The organism is Mucilaginibacter jinjuensis (genome assembly GCF_028596025.1).
GTDB classification, from domain to species: Bacteria; Bacteroidota; Bacteroidia; order Sphingobacteriales; family Sphingobacteriaceae; genus Mucilaginibacter; species Mucilaginibacter jinjuensis.
Map to the genome: position 1 here is coordinate 1,787,899 of NZ_CP117167.1, position 18,598 is coordinate 1,806,496.

Annotated in this window: 13 protein-coding genes; 6 read left to right on the forward strand and 7 right to left on the reverse strand. The window is 41.9% G+C overall.

The genetic code is table 11. The features are described 5' to 3' along the window. From PQO05_RS08105 to tamL, 3 genes are all read left to right on the forward strand, one after another. The gene (locus PQO05_RS08105; protein WP_273632198.1) at window positions 1-1,320 is read left to right on the forward strand and encodes a TldD/PmbA family protein; all 1,320 of its coding nucleotides are present in this window, start codon (window positions 1-3) and stop codon (window positions 1,318-1,320) included. Between the two features lie 217 nt (window positions 1,321-1,537). Beyond that, entirely contained in the window at window positions 1,538-6,727 is a 5,190-nt protein-coding gene (locus PQO05_RS08110; RefSeq protein WP_273632199.1) for a translocation/assembly module TamB domain-containing protein, read from the forward strand. Window positions 6,728-6,730: 3 nt separating this feature from the next. Beyond that, window positions 6,731-9,019, forward strand: coding sequence for a translocation and assembly module lipoprotein TamL (tamL, locus tag PQO05_RS08115; protein WP_273632200.1), 2,289 nt, complete (start codon window positions 6,731-6,733; stop codon window positions 9,017-9,019). Here tamL and PQO05_RS08120 read toward each other — a convergent pair. From PQO05_RS08120 to PQO05_RS08130, 3 genes are read right to left on the reverse strand one after another with little or no spacing between them, the layout of a single operon-like run. Next, entirely contained in the window at window positions 9,016-9,702 is a 687-nt protein-coding gene (locus PQO05_RS08120) for a hypothetical protein (RefSeq protein WP_273632201.1), read from the reverse strand. The genes tamL and PQO05_RS08120 overlap by 4 nt on opposite strands. A gap of 7 nt (window positions 9,703-9,709) precedes the next feature. Beyond that, window positions 9,710-10,381 carry a hypothetical protein gene (locus PQO05_RS08125; protein WP_273632202.1) on the reverse strand — a complete coding sequence of 224 codons (672 nt, stop codon included), beginning with the start codon at window positions 10,379-10,381 and terminating at the stop codon, window positions 9,710-9,712. Next, window positions 10,378-10,716 (reverse strand): PadR family transcriptional regulator, encoded by a 339-nt coding sequence (locus PQO05_RS08130; protein ID WP_273632203.1) that lies wholly within the window; start codon window positions 10,714-10,716, stop codon window positions 10,378-10,380. Before PQO05_RS08130 ends, PQO05_RS08125 begins: the two co-directional genes overlap by 4 nt. Window positions 10,717-10,825: 109 nt before the next feature. Between PQO05_RS08130 and PQO05_RS08135 the strand changes: the two genes are divergently transcribed. Continuing rightward, the gene (locus PQO05_RS08135; protein ID WP_273632204.1) at window positions 10,826-11,311 is read left to right on the forward strand and encodes a cupin domain-containing protein; all 486 of its coding nucleotides are present in this window, start codon (window positions 10,826-10,828) and stop codon (window positions 11,309-11,311) included. A gap of 181 nt (window positions 11,312-11,492) precedes the next feature. Here PQO05_RS08135 and PQO05_RS08140 read toward each other — a convergent pair whose 3' ends face one another. After that, a complete protein-coding gene (locus PQO05_RS08140; RefSeq protein ID WP_273632205.1) occupies window positions 11,493-11,783 on the reverse strand; it encodes a putative quinol monooxygenase in 291 nt (96 codons plus the stop codon). Beyond that, on the reverse strand, window positions 11,749-12,384 hold the full coding sequence (locus tag PQO05_RS08145) for an NAD(P)H-dependent oxidoreductase (protein WP_273632206.1): 636 nt from the start codon (window positions 12,382-12,384) through the stop codon (window positions 11,749-11,751). Before PQO05_RS08145 ends, PQO05_RS08140 begins: the two co-directional genes overlap by 35 nt. 101 nt (window positions 12,385-12,485) lie before the next feature. On the opposite strand from PQO05_RS08145, the gene PQO05_RS08150 reads away from it, so the two are divergent. Beyond that, complete coding sequence (locus tag PQO05_RS08150; protein WP_273632207.1) at window positions 12,486-13,400, forward strand: LysR family transcriptional regulator; 915 nt, start codon at window positions 12,486-12,488, stop codon at window positions 13,398-13,400. Here PQO05_RS08150 and PQO05_RS08155 read toward each other — a convergent pair. Both PQO05_RS08155 and gyrB read right to left on the reverse strand, forming a co-directional pair. Beyond that, a complete protein-coding gene (locus PQO05_RS08155; RefSeq protein WP_273632208.1) occupies window positions 13,390-15,567 on the reverse strand; it encodes an ATP-binding protein in 2,178 nt (725 codons plus the stop codon). The two genes, PQO05_RS08150 and PQO05_RS08155, sit on opposite strands and share 11 nt — an antisense overlap. 273 nt (window positions 15,568-15,840) lie before the next feature. Beyond that, complete coding sequence (gyrB, locus tag PQO05_RS08160) at window positions 15,841-17,799, reverse strand: DNA topoisomerase (ATP-hydrolyzing) subunit B (protein ID WP_273632209.1); 1,959 nt, start codon at window positions 17,797-17,799, stop codon at window positions 15,841-15,843. A 152-nt stretch (window positions 17,800-17,951) separates the two neighbouring features. Between gyrB and PQO05_RS08165 the strand changes: the two genes are divergently transcribed. After that, window positions 17,952-18,563, forward strand: coding sequence for an OmpH/Skp family outer membrane protein (locus PQO05_RS08165; protein WP_273632210.1), 612 nt, complete (start codon window positions 17,952-17,954; stop codon window positions 18,561-18,563). Window positions 18,564-18,598: the final 35 nt, after the last annotated feature.

The following is an 18,598-nucleotide window of genomic DNA, read 5'->3' on the forward strand; positions in this document are numbered from 1 at the left end:
ATGGCTATAATGACTAAAGAGCAGGTTCAAGTTTTATTAAAAAAGGTACTGAGTTTCTCAAAAGCTGATGAATGCGAGGTAAACATTACGGGTACCGATAGTGGTAATATTCGCTATGCGCTCAGCTCGGTTTCTACGAGTGGTGGTATCAGCAAAACGACACTCGAGATTGAGTCTGTGTTCGGTAAAAAGGTAGGCTCAGCTACCATTAATGAGCTGAGTGATGCGGCCATAGAACGAGGTGTACGCAGGGCAGAAGAGCTGGCTCAACTGGCTCCCGAAAACTCGGAACACATGCCGATGCTTGGCCCGCAGCAGTACCAGGAGTCTAAGATGTTTATACCGGCCACAGCAGCTATCGATCCCGAAATACGGATGCAAGCCGTTGCCAAAAGTTTGGCTATTGCCGATGCTGGTAAGTTAAGTGCCGCAGGTTTCTACAATAACGTGACTGGGTTTTCGGCCATGATGAACTCAAAAGGGTTGTTCGCTTATAATACGTTTACTAATGTAAGCTTTAATATCACTTTGCGCACGCCCGATGGTAAAGGATCTGGTTATGCTGCCAGGGCTTATAATGATGTGGCTAAGCTTAATGTAGAAGCGGCTACAAGCACCGCGGCAAAAAAAGCGACAGATTCTATAACGGCCAAAGCTATTGAGCCCGGTAAATACACCGTAATACTGGAGCCCGAAGCTGCCGTAACATTAATTCAAAATATGATGCGTGGCTTTGATGCCCGCAGCGCCGATGAAGGCCGTAGCTTTTTAAGCAAACCGGGTGGTGGTACACGCATTGGCGAGAAACTGGTGGATGATAAAGTAACCATTTACTCAGACCCGATGTATGCCGAAATGCCAACCAGTACCTGGGCGGGCGATGGCCGCCCGTTGGAGAAAACAGTTTGGATTGATAAAGGGGAGGTAAAAAACTTGTCGTACTCTCGTTATTGGGCCGATAAGAAAGGTGTAAAAGCAATACCACCTGCCGATGGATTGATTATGGAAGGCGGTAAAGCCACGCTGGAAGAATTAATAAAAGGAACAGAGCGCGGTATTCTAGTCACCCGTTTATGGTACATCCGCGCAGTTGACCCACAAACACAGCTTTATACCGGCTTAACCCGTGATGGTACTTTTTATATCGAAAATGGCCAGATCAAGTTCCCGGTTAAAAACTTCCGTTTTAATGAAAGCCCGGTAATTATGCTGAATAACCTGGATGAGCTGGGTATACCACAACGTACAGACAGCAACATGATGGTTCCGCCAATGCGCATCAGGGACTTTACGTTTACGTCATTGTCAGACGCGGTTTAGGCTTTTTAGATATTTTTATCAAGGTCTGTTTCAATCAGTTTTATCTGATCGGGATAGACCTTTTTTATTTATACTCGCTTACAACCCACATTAATAACTTAAATATTTACTTTATAATAAAAAACAAACCTTTAGTGTATTGTAATCCAAACAACTTTTGCAGGCTGTTTGTAATATAGGCGGTAACATCATCTTCACCCTTTGAAAACAGAAAAAATTGGAACGATTTGGACGAATTGCTATAAAAACTATTCTTTGGATTATTGCGAGTGTTATTTTTTTGGTGCTGCTTGTATTTGTATTAATACAGGTACCTGCCGTCCAAAACTTCGCGAAAGACAAGGCTGTTAACTATTTACAGGGTAAAATACATACCAAAGTTGCTATCGGCCATATCACCCTCGGCCTGCCTAAATTGCTTGTTTTACAGGATGTTTACTTTGAGGATCAGCATAAGGACACGCTCATAGCCGGAAAAACGCTGAAGGTTGATATCAGCATGCTGAAACTGCTGGACCATAAACTGGAGGTGAACGAAATTAACCTCGATGGTATTACCGCCAACATAAGCAAAAACAAAGACAGCGTTTTTAACTTCGATTATATTATCAAAGCCTTTGCAGGCGAGCAAAAGAAAGAAGTAAAGCCAACGGATACCACTTCTACCATGAAGTTTTCGCTGGATAAGATCATCCTCGATAAAATCAATATCAAGTATAAAGACCTTACTACCGGCAATGATATTAAGTTGTTGCTGGGCCACTTCGATACCCGTATCAAAACTTTTGATATGGACAAAATGAAGTTCAGCATCCCGAAAATTAATCTGTCGGATGTTAATGCACGGATTATCCAGACACCCGCGGGTTCGTCTATTGCTCAAACTGCAGCGGTTGATACAGCCATCAAACCATTGAATATGCAACTTGATCTGGGCACCATAGATGTAAACCGGGTTAAGGTGTATTATATGACCAAGGAAATGAAAACCAGTGTTGATCTGGGTAAATTCCTGGTAGAGTTTAATAAGCTGGATCTGATTAAGCAGAAGATCGATATCAAATCTGTTGAGTTAAGTAATACAGATGCAGCGTTGAGGTTATCTAAACCAGAAAGTGTGCAGAAGGCTGTAGTGAAAGCTGCCAAAAAAGTAGATACACTGATGAGGCCGCCTACATCTACCAAGCCCTGGAGTGCCTTGGTTGGTAAAATTACTTTCACCAACGATAATATAAAGTTTGATAACGATGCACAGAAACCGGTAGCCAAAGGGCTGGATTATGCACACATGGATATCCGCAACCTTAACACAGATATTGAAAATATTAATTACAGCGCCGATAGCACCTCGGGCCGAATCAACGAATTTACTTTCAGCGATAAAAGCGGGTTGGCGCTTCAAAAGTTCCATACCTCGTTTTTCTATGGGCCGAAAAATTCGTACCTGAAAGATCTGTTGATTCAAACACCTAACTCGGTATTGCAAAAAGATGTACAGGTAGGTTACCCATCTATCGATGCCATTACCAAAGATCTCGGTAAACTAAGCATCAACGCTAATTTAGATGGTACGCACATCGGCCTTAAAGATATTTTATTGGTAATGCCAACCATGAAGTCGATGGAGCCATTTAAGAGTTCGCCTAATGCAGTGTTCCGTATCGATGGTAAAATTGCAGGCACTGCCAACAATTTGCACATTAACAATATGGAAGTCCGCGGACTGTCTGATACCCACATCAAAGCGTCGGCAATAGTAAAGGGCATGATCGTAAATGGCAAAACAGATCCAGCCAAAGCGGCTTTCGATGTTACCATTGCCGATATAACCACCAGTCGCCGCGATATATATAAGCTGGTTGATAAAAAGATGATCCCGGCCAGCGTAAGTATTCCCGAAAGGTTAAACTTAAAAGGTAATCTAAAGGGTAGTATGAAGGATTTAAATACTAAACTTATACTTCGCACAAGCCTCGGCGCTATTGATGCCACAGCCCATATAAAAAATGCTGACGACATGAAGCGTTTGGCCTATAATGCCAATGTTAAAGTAAACAACCTTAATGCAGGTGCTTTAACCAAGCAGCCACAAATGGTGGGCAACTTAACCCTAAGCGCAAATGTAAAGGGTAATGGTATAGATCCTAAACATCTTAACCTGCAATTTGATGCCAACGTGGCGAGCGCGCAGGTAAAAGGTTATACCTATAAAAACTTGGTAGCGAAAGGCAGTGCCGTAAACGGTAAATACGCAGCAACAGCCAGAATGAAAGATCCCAATATCAATTTTAGCCTCGATGCTAAGGCGGATATGAATAAGAAATATCCATCTGTTATTGCCAATTTAATGATCGATAGCATTAACCTGCAAAAGCTGCATTTTGTGAAAGATGAAATGCGTTTCCATGGTAAGCTGGTGGCTAACTTCCCAACCGCCGATCCGGATTATCTGAATGGTAAAGCATTAATTACCGATATGGTATTGGTAAACAAAGGTCAGCGCATTAAGATGGATACCATCAGTTTGGTATCAACCGCCAATGCCGATAGCAGCAGTTTGCGCTTGAAGATCCCGATGCTGACTGCACATCTCGGCGGTAAATATAAATTGACCGAGATTGCCACCGCCTTGCAGGATAATATCGATAAGTATTATAACACCAGCATGGTGAAGCAGAAAGCCAAACCAAAGTATTCGCCACAGCAATTTACGTTTGATATCCACGCGGTAAAAACACCAATGGTAGGCCAACTGGTGCCCGATTTAAAACGATTAGATCCGATATTAATTAACGGCCATTTCAATAGCACCACCGGCGACCTGTTGGTTAATGGCACTATACCAAAAGTGATTTACGGTACTAACGATGTAAGCAACGGGAAGCTCAACATCAACACAAGCAATAATGCTTTGAACTATAGCCTAACGTTTGATGATATTAAGGTGGGAACCTCACTCGATCTGTTGTATCCAAGCGTTACCGGTAATGCCCAAAACAATAAACTGAATATCAGCGTGCAAATGCGCGATGCTACTAAAAAAGAACGTTTCAGAATGGCGGGTGTGTTTAGTGCTTTGGATGGCGGTTACCAGTTTAGTTTCCTGCAAAACGGCTTAATGCTTAACTATATGCAATGGGCGGTTAATCCCGATAATTCACTGCAATTTGGCGCAAAGGGTATTTTAGCCCACGAATTTACCATATCAAACAACGGCCAAATATTAAGTGTGAACAGCAACCCGCAAACGCTTAATGCGCCGATCAATGTTAAATTTACCAATTTCCATATTGAAGATCTAGCTAAGATTGCACGCCAGGATTCTACGCTGGTAGGCGGTACTTTGAATGGCGATGCTACGGTAAGCGATTTTCAAAAATCGCCCAAGTTTACAGCTAATCTGAATCTGACTGAATTTAGTTTCAGGCAGGATACCGTGGGTAATATTGCCATTAAAGTAAACAACCAGACAGAGAACGCTTACGCAGCTAATGTAGCCATTACAGGCGATGGTAATGAAGTAAACCTGGATGGCGTTTATTATACTGCACCACAAGCCAGGTTTGATATGAACCTCAATATCGTGACACTGAATATGAAGAGTATCCAGGGCTTTACATTTGGTGCGATAAGAGGGTCGAAGGGTAATATCTCCGGTCAGCTTAAAATAACGGGAACTACAACGGCGCCATCCATTATAGGCGATGTTAAGTTTAACCAGGTTGGGTTTAACGTATCTATGCTCAACTCATACTTCCAGATGCCGAATGAGAGTATCTCATTTACCAATGACGGGATCCATTTTAACGACTTTACGATGGTGGATTCTACCGGGGCTAAAGCTGTAGTAACCGGTGCTGTTTACACCACTACTTATACCGATTTTAAATTTGGACTGGATATCAACGCCAAAAATTTCAGGGTGATGAACTCAACCCATGCCGACAATAAATTATACTACGGTAAGCTGTTTATTGATACGCGTATTAAGGTGCGTGGCGATATGGCCAAGCCTATTGTTGATGGTACGCTGGACGTGAACGACAAAACCGATATGACCATTGTGCTGCCTACTGATGACCCAAGTGTGGAAGACCGGAAAGGGGTAGTAGAGTTTTTTGACCAGGACGAACCGCAGATAGATTCTGTGCTGCTGGCCAAACAGTTGGATTCGCTCAAAAAATCGGAAGTTACCGGCATGGATATTAATATGGTGGTAAACATCAGCAAGCAGGCCAACTTTAATATTGTGATTGATGAGCGTAATGGAGATGTGGTGCATATTAAAGGTGAGGCAGCGTTGCAAGGTGGTATTGATCCAAGTGGTAAGGTTAACCTTACAGGTACCTATACCGTTGCTTCGGGTTCATATACACTTGCTTATGCCAGTGTTGTACGAAAGTTTAACTTTAAACCGGGCAGTACCATTGTATGGACCGGCGACCCAACCACAGCAAACATTGACCTGACCGCAACCTATATAGCCAAAGTGCCGCCTATTGACTTGGTTGCAGACCAGAGCGATGACGTACAGAACACCATGCTTAAACAAAAGCTGCCGTTTAATGTGAACCTGAACCTTAAAAATCAGCTCATGTCGCCGGCTATTAGTTTTGATATTGTGTTGCCGGATAGTAACTATACCGTATCTCCAAACATTATCACGATAGTGAATACCCGTTTAGATCAGGTGAGATCAGATCCGAACGAGATGAACAAACAGGTGCTTGGTGTATTAGTACTGGGGCATTTTATTGGCGATAATCCACTGGAGAGCAAGGGCGGAAGCACCACGGCCGAAGGTTTGGTACGTAATACGGTAAGCAGCCTGCTATCTGATCAATTAAACCGCTTAGCAGGTAACCTGATAGCGGGAGTGGACCTGAATTTCGATTTGCAATCGGGCGAAGATTATTCGTCGGGGCAGGCAACTAACAGAACGGATTTGAACATCGGGCTATCCAAACGCTTCCTTAATGACAGGCTAACGGTAACCGTGGGTAATAGCTTTAACCTGGAGGGTGCACAACAGGGTGAACAAACAAGCAATATCGCAGGCAATTTATCGGCCAATTACAAACTGAGTAAAGATGGCAGGTATACACTGAGGGCTTATCGCCGCGATGAGTACATTGTACTACAAGGCCAGGTTATTGAAACCGGCGTAGGCTTTACGCTTACGATGGATTATAACCGGTTTAGCCAGCTGTTTAAAAAGAGTAAACAGGATAAGGCTTTGCAAAAGAAATACAACAAAGACCAGAAAGAGGAAAAGAAAGAACAAAAGGCGGCAGATGATGCGAAACAACAACCCGCTGATGATAAAAAAGCGGTTACGCCAACAGGAAGTGGGCAATCGCAAGAGCAACAGGATCCCGAGCTGGACGAAGAGGAACTTTTATACTAAACCATGACTAAAAATCTATCATATTTATTGCTATTGGCTATTGTACTAAATGCGTGCAGTAATACTAAATATTTGCCCAAGGGCGAAAAATTGTATACCGGCGGGCAGGTTAAAATTGTTAATAAGGATATTAAGAAAGCAGATTCAAAGGCATTAACTGCCGATTTAGAAGCTCTGCTTCGGCCAAAACCAAATGGTTCGTTTTTGGGCTTACGCCCCAAATTGTATTTATGGAACATCACTCAAACTAAAAAAACAAAAGGCTTTAGGGCATGGCTGCACAGAAAAGGGGAGCCGCCTGTATTTGCAAGCGATGTAGACCTGGATAAAAACAGCCAGATACTAACCAATCGCCTGCAAAATGTAAGTTATTTCCAGGCGCAGGTAATTGGCGATACAGTGAGCAAAGGCCGCACAGCCAAAGCTGTTTACACCGCAACTACCGGACCGGCCTATAAAATCAGGAAAGTTGTTTTCCCTACAAGCCCCGAGGGTATTGATACTGCAGTGGCCGGTACAGCTAAAGCAAGCTTGCTTAAGGTTGGCGATAATTATAACCTCGATGTAATTAAGAATGAGCGTATCCGGATTGATACCCGCTTAAAAGAAGAGGGTTTCTTTTATTTCGCGCCGGATGATATTAAGCTAAGGGTTGACAGCACCATTGAAGGCCACCAGGTTGATATGTTTGTGAAGGTAAAGGAAGAAACCTCACAATTAGCCCGGACTATTTACAGTATTCGGAATATTTATGTTTACCCTAACTATACGTTGCGTGATACGGCTTTAAAGCTCGATTCGGCCCAAAAATATCGTTGGTATTATATTGTGCGGGGTAAACGTGAAACAGTTAAGCCCTGGGTATTTAAAAACACCGTATTGTTGCACCCCGGCGAAGTTTATAACCGTACCGACCATACCAAATCATTAAACCGGTTTATTGAACTGGGGCCGTTTAAGTTTGTTAAAAACCGTTTTGAGGATGTAACGCCCGATTCGCCCTTGTTGGATGTATATTACCAGTTAACGCAGTATCCTAAAAAATCTATCCAGTTTGATTTACTTGGGCGTACTACCTCGGCCAGTTATAATGGTGTGCAGGCTAGTGTAAGCTGGAAAAACCGTAATGCCTTTAAGGGCGGCGAACTATTAACCGTTAGCCTTATAGGTAGCAATGACGGGCAGGTAGGGCAGTCAAATGGTGGCTATGCTGTATCGCAGGTAGGGGTACAAACCTCGTTAAGCTGGCCGCGCTTTGTGAGCCCGTTTAATTTTAAGGCAGATAACGCTTATATACCGCACACCACGTTAACGCTGGGAGGGTCGCTGGTTATCCGTAGCCAACTATACACTTTAGATTCGTATAACGGAGCTTTCGGTTATCAGTGGAAACAAAATCAATATAAACAACATGCGTTGAACCTATTGGAGGTAACCTATACGCATCCACGCAGTGTAACAGAATTGTACAGGGATAGTATTAAAAAAACGGGTAACCCAACTTTACAACACGTTATAAATCCGCAGTTTACCTGGGGCCCAAGTTATAGTTTTACTTACGACAATACGATTGATGCTTATCGCACCAACACCTTCCTGTATTCGGGAAAGGTGAGTTTATCAAATAATATTTATGGCCTGATATCCGGAGCCAACATTAAAAATGGCGGCGATACTACCAAGCTGTTCGGCCTGCCGTTCGATCAGTATGTAAAACTGGAAAACGAGATCAGGTATTTCCACAAACTTGGGCCAAACAGTAAGATAGCTACACGTCTTTCTACTGGTTTTGGTTTGGCTTATGGTAATTCGCGGAACCTGCCTTACAGCCAACAGTTTTACTCGGGTGGCGCTAACAGTTTAAGGGGTTTCAGGGCGCGGTCTGTAGGTCCGGGTACGGTTAATCCTTATTATTTTGTGGGGAACAATGGCTTTTTACCAGATGAATCTGGCGATATTAAGATCGAGGCCAATGTGGAGTATCGCACAAAGCTTTTTAGCATAGTTAATGGGGCTTTGTTTGTAGATGCCGGTAACGTGTGGAACCTCAACCACCAGAAATTGACAGATACAAATGGTAACCCCGTACCGGGAGAAGATACGTTCGGCAAAAACTTTTACAAACAATTGGCTGCAGATGTTGGCTTTGGTTTCCGGTTCGATCTTACAATACTTATTCTGCGTACAGATTATGGTATCCCTGTGCTCAGGCCATGGCAGCCGGGCAGCAACTGGGTTACACCAAAATTGGGTAATGGTATATTTAACCTAGCTATAGGTTATCCGTTTTAAGCGGATAGCCTGTAAGGCTGTAATTCTCCCCGGCATAAATAAATACTGCTGATGCTGTATACAAGCGTTAAAGACATTACTAATGCGGAAATTTCGGGATGCGTAAGTATAAAATGATGTGCGGTATTGCTATCGTTAATAGCATCAAGACAATTGGGTAACTGCAGGTACATATTGAGCAACATAAAAGATGTATAGCCAATAGAGATTAAACCGGCGCGCACGAATGAGCTTTTGCCTTCATTTACCTTGATGATACGGGTTTGTGTGTAGGCATAAACAAGCGGACTACAAACTATGATGAAAATCGGTATCAGCAATAATTTTGCAGCCAAAACTTTAACAGGGAGATAATGTGCCATCACCACTATGATGGCAATAAATGAAATAGCTTTCCAGTCTAAAACAGATCGAAAATTACGCCACAAGATGCGGTATACCTTTTCTCTATATAGCTTATTCTGAACTTTTGCAAGTTCTTCAACCCCTTCATGCCCCTTGAAATGCTCATCGACTACATTTTGAAAAAGGGTTTCTATCGGTTCGTTATTACCTGCATCACGTGCCTGTTCAATGGCGCTTAAAATATGATCCAGCACTTCGTCATAAACTTCCTGGTAAGGGATTTTGTAGATGTTTACACACTTGGTCACCCAGTTTAGCTCGTCGGTGGTTAAAGGCATACAGGTATTAATTGTTGATGGCTTTGAAACGATATTCTTTATGGAAGCACTGATAGTAAGATACTAAAAAGGTTAATAAGGCCGTATACACAATTAGGATCATACCAAACTGTAAACCGGGTGATATAAGGCTTAGTAACTGCCCGGCATACTTTGTGTTTAATAATATAATGGCCAATATAAACCGCATGGGGATGGCTGTTACATTTAAAAGGATGCGGTCTTTAACAGATTTTTTCTGACTCCCGTATAATCGTCCTGAACGGAACCTGCGCAAAGCATCGAGCGACAATTGCAGAGCTGAGGCGAGGAGCATTACAAGCATAACCAGGTCTTTATTGTTGAAGCCAACCTGGTATTTAAAACCCAATAAGAAAAATATTAAACCAAATGCAACACCCCACGATTTAATGTTGCTTCGGAATGTTCCCCATATTTGCGATTTGATTTCGTCAGACGTTGTGGCTTTGAACCGTTTCTCTAGCTCGTAAAACTTCTCTTTCCCGCCAAAATCGGTTCTGATAATGGTATTTACAGCATCATCAAAAGTTAAGGAGCCATCATAAATTTCGAGCGCGCTAAGCAGGTGATCGTAAACTTCGGTCAGTGTTTCGCGATAGCTAAATATACCGCTCAGGTACTGATACAGGTTTTGACTTTGCGATTGGGTAATGATCATTGCAGGTTGGGTTTTAGGTTTAACAATAATTGTAGCTGATCCATAAAAGCTTGCGCTTCTTCTATTTTGCTGGTTACTTCTTTGCCGCCTTTTTCGGTTAAGGCATAGTACTTACGTACGCGGTTATCAACCACCTGGGTATGGGTTTCCAGCAGGCCATCGGCTTCCAGTTTGTGCAGGGCAGGGTACAGGGCACCTTCGGTCAGTAAAATTTCGCCCGACGTAGTTTCCTTTACCTTTTGGGTTATTTCATAACCATACATCTGCTTATTGTCTTCCAATAGCTTTAAAATAATGGTTTGCAAAGTGCCTTTTATCAGTTGGTTACTACTCATATATCAAATATATATAATTTATTTATATGCATAAGAAAATTATGTATGAAAAATTAAATTATTTTTTTTTCTGTTATTAAGCGGGTATTTATTTCAATATCATTGCTTTATGGATACTCATACTTCTGTATACTGGATTAAGCACCTCGATTTTCAGCCTCATCCCGAAGGTGGTTTTTACAAAGAAGTTTTCCGCTCGGGGATAACAGTTAATAGAGGCCCGTTGTTAAAACAAGCCTGTACGTCTATCTATTATTTGCTGGAAGGGAAGGATTATTCAGGATTTCATCGCCTGGCTTCTGATGAGATCTGGTATTTCCATAAAGGTACACCGCTATGTATCCATGTAATTAATGAAGCCGGAGATTATTATAGTTATGAACTTTCTGATACCAATACAGGTAATTTATCAGTAGTGATAGAAGCCGGTTTATGGTTTGCTGCCGAAATACCTTTAGGCGAAAGTTTTACACTAGTAAGTTGCGCTGTAGCTCCGGGCTTTGAGTTTGCTGAATTTGAAATGGCGGAGGTGGATACAATGAGAATGCTGTATCCGCAGCATAGTGGATTGCTTGAAAGATTGTGCAGAAAATAAGGAATATTGAGGAGGGGAGAGACAATAACGAATATTGTCATTCGACCATCGGGAGAAATCTTATACTACTGGTAATTACGCTGCACAAGATTTCTCCTCGTACCTCGTTCGAAATGACAAATTTTTAAAATCATTTTACAAAAAATCCCACCTCTTATATTGAGGTGGGACCTTTATATACTTACGCAATCCGCTGTGTTTTATGCAGCGTTGGGGTTTCTTCTAACAATGGCCCAGCCTGTTGACTGAACTGTTTGTAATGCGCTTGCTGGGTATGTTGTTCTAATCCGGCCGCATCCTTCCATGTTTCGTGGAAAATGAACAGGTTCTCATTTTCGCTGTCCTGATAAAGTTCGTATTGCAGGCAGGCTTCTTCTTTAAGCGAATTTGCTACTAATTCAAGCAATAGCGGTTTTACGGTATCGGCTTCGCCGGTTTTAAATTTCAATAGCGCTGTGAGGTAGATGCTCATGATTTTCTTTATTAATAAATAATTTATTTAGATGATTACGATAACGGCCCATCAGGGTATCAATGTCGGGATTTTTCATAACATCATGAAAGTGAATACTCTCTAATTGTTCCATACCTGTAAATGCATTCATACGGTGGAACCCGAATAACACACCTTCATCCACGCTGTGCTGATTAAAGAATTCGCCCGGTAGGGTAAAGGCTTCTTCGGGTGCATTCCATGATGAAGTTACCAGGTAATGTTTGCCATGCATTAACCCACCTGTGCCATAATTAATAGCCGGGTTGGCTGATGAGCGGCCGTCGCTTTTGTAGATACCATTCTGATACCCTGCACTAAATACGGTATCGATATACTTCTTAAAATCGTGCGGTACCTGGAACCACCAGATCGGAGTGTGGTAGATAATAACATCGGCCCATTTATAGTTTTCAGCTTCCTGGTTAGGATCGTAAGGGTTGTTAACGTCTGTGGAGCGTACAGCAAAACCAGGTTGATTCTCAAAAAAATCAACCGTGGTATCCAGTAAAGTTTTATTGAACTTACCACCCGAATGGCCGAATACCTGGCCGCCGTTAATTACAAATATATTTTTCATTTCTTATTTCTATTTGATTATGATTCAAAATTACCGGCTAATTATTGACTATTAAAATAGTATAAATGATACATTTGTATCATAATTATAATAGATAGGTTATGGTAAACTTAGAATGGTTCCGCACCTTTAAAGCTATATATGAAACAGGTTCGCTTACCGGCGCTGCCGAATCGTTGTTTATATCGCAACCAGGCGTTAGCTTGCACTTAAGTTCGCTGGAGAGCTATGTGGGGTACAAATTGTTCGACCGTACTTCACGCAAAATGGTATCGACCGAACGGGGGAAAATCTTATATAATTACGTTCAGGAAGCTATTTGCAAGCTGGAAGATGCCGAACGTCATTTCCATAAAAGCACTGAGAAAGATATACCTACTATTAGCATTGGGATGTGTTTTGAAACTTTTCAGTTCACCTTAGAATCTTATTTGCCAACCCTGCCATTTAACGTATTTATTAAGTTTGGCGAATATCCCGAAATGCTGAGCGACCTGGATGCCGGGGTTTTGGATATGATCATCACTCCGCAAAAAGGCGATTATAAAGGATTAAACTATCAACCCTTCTTTAAAGAAAAAATTGTTGTTGTGGCGGGTTCAAATACTGATACAAGCGAATTTGACCAGCTTGTAAAGCGTGGCGATACCGACGGGATTTATGCATGGCTTAAAACACAGACCTGGTATGGTACAGCCGGCGACATGGAACACTTGCGCAAGTTTTGGCATAGTAATTTTGGCAAACGCCCCGATTTTAAACCCAATTTCATTGTCCCCAATATGTGTTCTATTCTACGTTGCCTGAGCGATGGGAAAGGAGTGGCTGTTATCCCTGACTTTTTATCAAAACGCGAAATGGATGCGGGCCACGTAAAGCTGCTTTGGCAGGGGAATAATATAATTGAAAACACGCTATACTTCGGTACCCGTAAAAAAACGATTTATGCAGAGCAGATTGCGGTGTTACAGGAAATATTTGAAAAAGAAATGGTTGCCCTGCCAGTTAGCAATTAACCGGGATGCTGAAGGTAAACACAGTGCCTACGTCCGGTTCACTCGTGGCCCATATTTCGCCGTTGCATTTTTCGATCAGGTCTTTACAAAAGAGCAGCCCCATGCCCGTACCCGACTCGTTGTTAGTGCCGTTTTTGCTGTCTACTTTGCTTTTAAAAAGTTTACTCAACTGATCGGGCGACATGCCCACACCGGTATCGGCAACCTTAACAATAATTTTCTGAGCTTCCTGGTATGCAGAAACATGAATAGTGTCATTCCTGTCAGAAAACTTAATGGCATTGGTTATAAGGTTGCGCACTACAATGCGAATAGAATTGGGATCAGCTGTGGCAGTTAAGCCGTCGGGTATATCAATCAAAAAGTTAATTTCCTTTGATTCGGCTTCTTCTTTGTTACCTTCTGCTTCATTTTGTACCAGTTCAGAAACAGAGAATTTTTTTACTGATGTATCAAAGTTTTCCATCTGGCTGTTAATCCAAAACAGCAGTGTATCTAAAAAGTCGGATGTGTATTCAAGCTTCTTCAAAACGCTTGGTATCATTTCAACCAGTTCCTGGTGTGTAATGCTGTCATCCTGTAACAGGCCAAACAGCCCACGCAGTGTACTTAATGGTGCACGGAGGTCATGGGCAAGGATGGAGATTAGCCTGTCTTTTAAAGTGTTAAGGTCGTTAAGCTTTTTGGCCTGTTCGTCCAGGTCAGCTTTTTGGTTTAATACCTCGTGGTTTTTATGTTCCAGCATAACGTTAATGTTTTGCTGTTTCTTTTTCTCGCGGTAATAAACCCCTGATATTAAAATCATGGCCAGGATAATTACCACAAATATCACATTGGTTAAACGCTGGCTATGTGCCTTTTGTTGATAGATGAGATCCTTTTCGTACTGCTGTTGTTTAAGCTGATGTTCTTTTAAAGCAAAAGTGAGCTCAAAATTGTAAGAGGTTGATTTCTCTATGCTTTCGTTGCTTTTTAACTGATTTTTAAGATCAATGTATTGATTTAAAAAGTCATAAGCTTGCGCAGCTTTGCCCAGGCCGGCCAGTGATTTACTTAGCTGCAAAGCAGCATTGGCCTTTACCGATAAATTGCCCAGTTTAACAGATAATTGCTGACCTGCTGTGGCATATTTATAAGCGTTCTGATAATCCTTCTGCTGATTATATACATTGGCCAATCCAATTAAGGCATAAGCCTGGTTGTATATCATCTTGTATTTTTGGGCAATCTGCAAAGAGGTATCGATATAGCTAATAGCTTTGCCGAAATCATTTTTAGCTGCATAACATAAGCCCAGATCAGCGTAAACAGAACTTAAGCCATCCTTGTCATTTTGTTTCTTTACTATGTAGTTGGCCTTGTTTAAATACCGGATTGCACCATCCAGATCATTTTGGGCCAGCAATATTTCGCCAATGTTTTGGTTGATGGTGCCAAGCGCCTGGGCGTTATTTGTTTTGCCTAAAATTTCGAGCGCTTTCTTAAAATGGTCAAACGCATTGGGGTAAACCTCCATGTTTTGCAGCACAACCCCAATATTGTTGTACAAATTACCCGCAGGTATGGTATAATGATTTTTGATAGCTATAAAAAGCCCTTTATAATAATAATCGAGTGATTTGGATAGTTCGCCCTTACTAAAGTAAACGTTACCCATACTTTTATACAGGCTGGTTTGCATCAATTCATTGTTTCCCAGCTGGCTGTTAATTTCAATTGCCAGGTTAAGGTTCTTTATGGCTGATGGATAGTCGGCCAACAGGGTATACATCGCCCCGAATGCCTGGTAGCAGGCAACAAGGCCTTTTTTATCATTTAGCTTTTTGAAAATACGGATAGCCTCGTTAAGCTCCTGCTGTGCTTCGGTTGATTTTCCTTTAAAATAATCTACATGCCCGGTTTGTAGTAAACCATTAGCCAACCCGGAGTTATAATGTATTTTGCGCGATAAGTCTACCGCCTTTTGCCCGTAATAATAGGTGCTATCGGGGTTTGACTGAAAATAGGTATCGGCCAGTTTATTTAACTGGTTAACTGTTAATGTATCTGCAGGTGTTTTGTTATTTTGAGTTAGTATTTTTTTGAGGCTATCAACACTACTATTACCTACACGGGCGTTGCCGGTAAGATATAAGCATATAAGAAGTAATGTTAAAATATATTTCAAGGGGCTAATATTTTTAATAGGGACAGGCCAAACACTGCTATCTTTTCTTAAAGTTAATATTACAAAAAAATAAGCAATAGAATTTTATTACGGCTAAATATTATCAATGGTATTTGCCTTTAAATGGTGCCTGTTTTTAATCATAAATTAAAATGATATACGTAAAAAAGTTGCGCAGGTTTTATAAATGGGTATAAACAGAAAAAGCCTTCAATTACGAAGGCTTTTTCTGTTTTACCGGCTATATAAAGCCGGCAATATGTTGATGCTTTATTATACGTCGATACGGGCGTATTTGGCATTTTTCTCAATAAACTCGCGGCGAGGGGCAACTTCATCACCCATCAGCATAGAGAAGGTATGATCACACTCTGCAGCGTTTTCAATACTTACCTGGCGCAGGGTACGGCGCGCAGGGTCCATAGTAGTTTCCCAAAGCTGCTCGGCGTTCATCTCACCTAAACCTTTATAACGCTGGGTATGTACGCTATCTTCTTTACCTGCACCTTTAAGGCGTTGTATAGCAGCATCGCGTTGCTCGTCTGTCCAGCAGTATTCAAACTCTTTACCTTTTTTAACCTGGTAAAGCGGTGGGGTTGCAATGTATACATAACCAAACTCAACCAGCTCTTTCATATAACGGAAGAAGAAGGTTAAGATCAGCGTAGTAATGTGCGAACCGTCAACGTCGGCATCCGTCATGATCACAATTTTGTGGTAGCGTAACTTAGCTAAGTTAAGCGCTTTGTCATCCTCTGGCGTACCGATGCTTACACCTAAACCGGTAAACATGTTCTTGATCTCTTCGTTCTCATAGATCTTATGCTCCATCGCTTTCTCCACGTTCAGGATTTTACCACGCAGTGGCAAAATGGCCTGATACTCGCGGTTACGGCCTTGTTTTGCAGTACCACCTGCCGAGTCACCCTCAACTAAAAACAACTCGCATAATGCCGGATCGCTATTGGCGCAATCTGATAGTTTACCAGGCAAGCCAGAACCGCTCATTACGCTTTTACGTTGTACCATTTCGCGGGCTTTACGGGCTGCTGCACGTGCAGTAGCGGCCAATATTACCTTGTTTACGATCAGGCGTGCTTCTTTCGGGTTTTCCTCTAAATAGATAGATAAAATTTCGCCCACAGCAACGTTTACTGCACCGCTCACCTCGTTATTACCCAGCTTGGTTTTGGTTTGGCCTTCAAACTGAGGCTCGGCTACTTTTACTGAGATAACAGCGGTTAACCCCTCACGGAAGTCATCACCGGTAATATCTACCTTTAAGTTTTTCAATAAGCCCGACTTGTCGGCATAAGCTTTCAAAGTACGGGTTAAGCCCATACGGAAACCAGCTACGTGTGTACCGCCTTCGATGGTGTTAATATTGTTTACGTATGAGTGTACGTTTTCAGAGTAGGTGTCATTGTACTGCAAAGCCAACTCAACCGGGATGCCTTGCTTGTTACCTTCTACATAAATTGGCTCGGGGATGATAGGGGTACGGGTACCATCTAAAAATTTAACGAATTCTTTTAGCCCGCCTTCAGAGAAGAACTCTTCGGTGCGGAAAGAGCCATCTTCCAAAGCTTCGCGCTCATCTGTTAACGTTAAACGTATTCCTTTATTAAGGAATGAAAGTTCGCGTAAACGTGAAGCAAGGGTATCGTATTTATACTCAAGGGTGGTGGTGAAAATTTCGCCATCAGGTTGAAACCATTGTGTTGTTCCGGTACGGTCGGTTTCGCCAACTACCTTCACATCGTACATTGGTTTACCCTTTTCGTACTCTTGTTGAAATATCTTGCCTTCGCGGTAAACGTTAGTTTTTAGGTGGATTGAAAGTGCGTTAACGCAACTTACCCCCACACCGTGTAAACCGCCCGATACTTTGTAAGTGTCTTTATCAAATTTACCACCGGCGTGTAAGATGGTCATTACAACCTCTAATGCCGATTTCTTTTCTTTAGTGTGCATGGCGGTAGGGATACCACGGCCATTATCTTTTACAGATATAGAATTTCCCGGATGGATGGTTACGTTGATTGTATCGCAATAGCCGGCCATAGCCTCATCTATCGAGTTATCAACAACCTCATAAACTAAGTGGTGTAAACCTTTAACGCCGGTATCGCCAATGTACATCGACGGTCTTTTACGAACCGCCTCTAAACCTTCTAAAACCTGTATATTGTCTGCTGAATAATTGGATCTGTCCTGATTTTCTTCGCTCATTGGTTAATAATAAAATAACTAACAAAAATACGAAATTTTGAGCATATTAAGGCAGGCGTGTGGATAAAAAAGCACACGCGAATAAGCAAATTGAATGATTAGGATAATTAGATTGAAATTTTATCTTTGTCGGTAAAATTTATAAACGTAGAATGAAAAAAATGGGTTCGGTTTTTACAAAACTTACTTTAGGTGTTACGCTGGCAACTGCGGTTGTTGCCTGTAACCAAAACAAAACTGCCGATAAGGCTACCGCTACACCTGCTGCTGCATCAACAAGCGCTACAGGTACAGCAAAATCTGAGATTGTTTACATTAATCAGGATACGCTCCTTACTAAATATAACTATGTAAAAGATATGACCGCCCGCTTAGAAGCTAAAGGCAAAGCTGCCCAGGCCGATCTGCAATCAAAAGGTCAGGCTTTTCAGCGTGAGGTTGCCGAGTATCAAAAAGATCAGGCTACTATGGCTGCTGATGCACGCCAGGCTAAAGAGCAACAATTAGGTCGTAAACAACAGGAGTTACAAGCTTATCAGCAAAACACTGGTGCACAGGTTCAAAATGATCAAGGTGCTGAGCAAGCTAAATTGTACGAAAAGATCTCTGAATTTGTAAAACAATACGCTAAAGATAAAGGCTACAAAATGGTATTAACTTACCAAAAAGGTAACGCTAATATGCTTTACGGTGATGCAAGCCTTGATGTTACTGCCGAAGTTGTGAAAGGCCTTAACGATGCTTATGCGAAAGACAAAAAATAATTTTTAATCAAAATATATGCCGGAGCCTCAATCTT

What these genes read in the sequence shown, in the direction of transcription:
- PQO05_RS08105 (WP_273632198.1), top strand. Translation starts at nt 1, where the DNA reads ATGGCTATAATGACTAAAGAGCAGGTTCAAGTTTTATTAAAAAAGGTA.
- tamL (WP_273632200.1), top strand. Translation starts at nt 6,731, where the DNA reads ATGACTAAAAATCTATCATATTTATTGCTATTGGCTATTGTACTAAAT.
- PQO05_RS08120 (WP_273632201.1), bottom strand. Translation starts at nt 9,702, where the DNA reads ATGCCTTTAACCACCGACGAGCTAAACTGGGTGACCAAGTGTGTAAAC.
- PQO05_RS08125 (WP_273632202.1), bottom strand. Translation starts at nt 10,381, where the DNA reads ATGATCATTACCCAATCGCAAAGTCAAAACCTGTATCAGTACCTGAGC.
- PQO05_RS08130 (WP_273632203.1), bottom strand. Translation starts at nt 10,716, where the DNA reads ATGAGTAGTAACCAACTGATAAAAGGCACTTTGCAAACCATTATTTTA.
- PQO05_RS08135 (WP_273632204.1), top strand. Translation starts at nt 10,826, where the DNA reads ATGGATACTCATACTTCTGTATACTGGATTAAGCACCTCGATTTTCAG.
- PQO05_RS08140 (WP_273632205.1), bottom strand. Translation starts at nt 11,783, where the DNA reads ATGAGCATCTACCTCACAGCGCTATTGAAATTTAAAACCGGCGAAGCC.
- PQO05_RS08145 (WP_273632206.1), bottom strand. Translation starts at nt 12,384, where the DNA reads ATGAAAAATATATTTGTAATTAACGGCGGCCAGGTATTCGGCCATTCG.
- PQO05_RS08150 (WP_273632207.1), top strand. Translation starts at nt 12,486, where the DNA reads ATGGTAAACTTAGAATGGTTCCGCACCTTTAAAGCTATATATGAAACA.
- gyrB (WP_273632209.1), bottom strand. Translation starts at nt 17,799, where the DNA reads ATGAGCGAAGAAAATCAGGACAGATCCAATTATTCAGCAGACAATATA.
- PQO05_RS08165 (WP_273632210.1), top strand. Translation starts at nt 17,952, where the DNA reads ATGAAAAAAATGGGTTCGGTTTTTACAAAACTTACTTTAGGTGTTACG.